The organism is Caulobacter sp. P1_B12_2 (assembly GCF_056406675.1).
In genome coordinates this window covers 1-3,102 of record NZ_JBFTZS010000505.1, presented here as the reverse complement: position 1 = coordinate 3,102, position 3,102 = coordinate 1, and the positions used below count along the sequence as shown (strand labels likewise).

At 70.1% G+C, this 3,102-nt stretch carries 4 protein-coding genes; 1 reads left to right on the top strand and 3 read right to left on the bottom strand.

All coding sequences use genetic code 11. From position 1 onward, the window contains the following. Both AC1DZ6_RS22320 and AC1DZ6_RS22315 read right to left on the bottom strand, forming a co-directional pair. Positions 1-406, bottom strand: a 406-nt coding sequence (locus AC1DZ6_RS22320) for a phage major capsid protein (protein ID WP_477099313.1), incomplete at its 3' end; no start/stop codon positions are given. A 172-nt stretch (positions 407-578) separates the two neighbouring features. Beyond that, positions 579-938 (bottom strand): VOC family protein, encoded by a 360-nt coding sequence (locus tag AC1DZ6_RS22315; protein WP_477099312.1) that lies wholly within the window; start codon positions 936-938, stop codon positions 579-581. 317 nt (positions 939-1,255) lie between these two features. Here AC1DZ6_RS22315 and AC1DZ6_RS22310 point away from each other — a divergent pair, with 317 nt between their 5' ends. Further along, positions 1,256-2,335: a phosphotransferase gene (locus tag AC1DZ6_RS22310; RefSeq protein ID WP_477099311.1), complete on the top strand. Its 1,080-nt coding sequence runs from the start codon at positions 1,256-1,258 to the stop codon at positions 2,333-2,335. A 130-nt stretch (positions 2,336-2,465) separates the two neighbouring features. Here AC1DZ6_RS22310 and AC1DZ6_RS22305 read toward each other — a convergent pair. Continuing rightward, positions 2,466-3,102 (bottom strand): tetraacyldisaccharide 4'-kinase (locus AC1DZ6_RS22305; protein ID WP_477099310.1); only part of this gene is annotated, 637 nt, incomplete at its 5' end.

The following is a 3,102-nucleotide window of genomic DNA, read 5'->3' as shown; positions in this document are numbered from 1 at the left end:
GGCGGCGCAGGATCTGCCGCTCCAGCTCGGCCGGGGCGACATAGCCGCCGGCGGTGGCCACGCCTTCGGACAGGCCCTTGGCTTCCAGCAGAAGCGCGGGCGTCTCGCCGGTCTTGATGTAGCGGTCGAACGCCGCCTTGCGTTCGTCGGGAACGACCAGCCGGCCCTCCCCGCCGAGGGTCGGCCGGCGAGCGTCGCTCAGCACGCGGTCCAGCCGCGCCTGGGCGTTGGAGACGGCGTCGTCGATGCGGGCGACCTTCTCCTCCAGCAGCACGTCGGCGCGCTTGGTCTCCAGCGCCGCCAGCCGCTGGTCGTTGGCGGCCTTGAAGCCCTCGAACGCCGCCAGCACCTCGTGCAGCGCCGCGCGAGCCTCGGGCGAAGCCGCGGCCTGTTTGGTTTCCTTCATGGGGATCTCCGGTTTTGGGGTGGAAAGCCCCTCCCCCTCGATGGGGGAGGGGTTGGGGTGGGGGTGAACGCTGCGCGTCCGCCCCAAAGACGGGCGGGGGTTGGCGCCGAACCGCCGCTGTCACCCCCATCCCCGGCCCTTCCCCCATCAAGGGGGAAGGGGGCGTTCCGCACTACGCCCGGTGCGCCACCTCCACCAGAATGTCGCCCGGCGCGGTCAGGTAGAAGGCGAACGCGCCGTGCTGCATGGCCGGCGGGTCGACGGCCAGGCCGCCGGCCGCCATCCGCGCGTGGACGTCCGATACGGCCGCCTCGCTCTCCAGGTGGAAGCCGATGTGGAACGGGACCGGCCAGGTCTGGGGTCCGTCGCGGCGCTGGCGGCTGAGCACCAGCACCAGGCCGGCGGCGTCCCGCAAGATGGCCAGACCGTCCTGGCCCAGGGTCCGCTCGTGGGTGAAGCCCAGCCAGGTTTCGAAGAAGTCCCGGGTCGCGGCGACGTCGGGCACGGGCAGGTCGATATGGTTCAGGCGCATCAGCGCTCTCCTTCAGGTGAGGCGCGGCGCACGGGGTGGCTCTATCGGTATCGACATCGGGACCTCGCACGCCGAGCCGGCGGCGCACGATCGCGCCGTCGTCTCGTCGTGGGTCCCAGCCGTGAGGCGAGGGTACAGGTTCTCCGAAACTCGGAGCGACCGGGCTTACCTTGTCCGGTCCAATGGCCCTTTTTCGACGAAGCGATTGTAGCCGTCTCTCGGGGGGCGCTCAAGCCGTGGCATGGGCCGTCGAGAGGGTTGCGTCGGCGTCCCCACGCTCTAATGTCCTTTCAAACAAGCGWTGGGGAGTGAAGCGCATGGCCGTGGCCGAACAGTCCGCCCAGGATCTGAATTCCGGGACCAAGCCCGTCGATCCGCGCCACGCCATCGACGAGGCCAAGCTGGCGAGCTGGCTGGAGGCCCATGTCGAAGGCTATGCCGGCCCGCTGGAGGTGCGGCAGTTCAAGGGCGGCCAGTCGAACCCGACCTACCAGCTGGTCACGCCGGCCAAGAAGTATGTCCTGCGCCGCAAGCCGCCCGGCAAGCTGCTGCCCAGCGCCCACGCCGTCGACCGCGAGTTCAAGGTGATCTCGGGCCTGAACAAGGCCGACTTCCCCGTCGCCAAGGCCTACGCCCTGTGCCTGGACGAGGCGGTGATCGGCACGATCTTCTACGTGATGGACAATGTCGAAGGCCGGATCCTGTGGGACGGCACCCTGCCCGACTATGCGCCCGCCGAGCGCCGGGCGATCTACGAGGCCGAGATCGCCACCCTGGCGGCCCTGCACACCGTCGACTACGCCGCCGTCGGCCTGGCCGACTACGGCAAGCCGGGCAACTACTTCTCCCGCCAGATCGACCGCTGGACCAAGCAGTACAAGGCGTCCGAGACCCGGACGATCGAGGACATGGACCGGCTGATCGCCTTCCTGCCGACCAGCTGTCCGGCCGACGACGTGACCTCGATCGTTCACGGCGACTATCGGCTGGACAACATGATCCTGCACGCGACCGAGCCGAAGGTGGTGGCGGTGCTGGACTGGGAGCTGTCGACCCTGGGCAACCCGCTGGCCGACTTCAGCTACTTCCTGATGAACTGGGTGATGCCGTCCGACCAGCGCGGCGGCCTGGCCGAGATCTCGGACCTGACGGCCTATGGCGTGCCGACGATCGAGGAGGCGGTGGCGCAGTACTGCAAGCTGACGGGACGGGACGGGCTGCCGAACCTGGACTGGTACTTCAGCTACAACCTGTTCCGGCTGGCGGGGATCTGCCAGGGGATCGTGGGTCGGGTGCGGGACGGGACGGCGGCCAGCGCGCATGCGGAGATCATGGAGGCGCGAGTGCCTGTTCTCGCCAGGGGGGCTTGGGAGTTCGCGAAGAAGGCCGGCACTTAGGCGGCTAACACTTGCCCCCTACGGGTCGCTTCGCGACCGTCTTCCCCCAGAGGGGGAAGAGGAGCGCGTCCTCCGCCTCCTGTGGGGGCGGACAGACCGCGAAGCGGTCAGGTGGGGGCAAGTGGGTGAGCTACAGTCCCACGGACTCCAGCACCGCCGCCAGCACGTCCTCCTCCTCGAACCGCGCCCGCACCGGCCACGCCGTCACCCGATCCCGCCAAGCCTGCGGCAACCGCGCCCAGTCCTTCTCCGTCGTCACCAGCCCCGCGCTGTAGGTCTGGGCTCGCTCCCAGAGGAAGTTCAGCGTCGCCTCGTCATAGTCGCCGTGATCGGGATACGGCGCGAAGTCCACCAGATGGCAGCCGGCCGCCTTCAGGGCCCGCTCGACCTTCCACGGCTTGCCGATCCCCGCGAAGYCGACCTGGCGGCCCTTGGGCGGCGGGGCGGCGGGCTCCAGCCGGGCGATCAGCACCGGGGTGTCGCCGAACAGRGCCAGCAGCGCCGGATCGACGGCCGGCAGGTCGTCGGGCAGCAGCACGATCACCGCGTCGGTCCGCGCCAGGCTCACCGCCAGCGGTTCGCGCATCGGCCCGGCCGGGAACACCTTGCCGTCGCCGAACGGCCACTCGTCCTCGCGGGTCTCGCCGTCGACCACCACCAGCGACAGGGTCTTGCGCAGGTCGGGGTTCTGGTGGCCGTCGTCCATGACCACCACCTCGGCGCCGGCCGCGGCGGCCTTGCGCGCGCCCAGCACCCGGTCGCGCGCC

Excerpts from the sequence above, each read along its gene's own strand:
- AC1DZ6_RS22315 (WP_477099312.1), bottom strand. The coding sequence starts at position 938 with ATGCGCCTGAACCATATCGACCTGCCCGTGCCCGACGTCGCCGCGACC.
- AC1DZ6_RS22310 (WP_477099311.1), top strand. The coding sequence starts at position 1,256 with ATGGCCGTGGCCGAACAGTCCGCCCAGGATCTGAATTCCGGGACCAAG.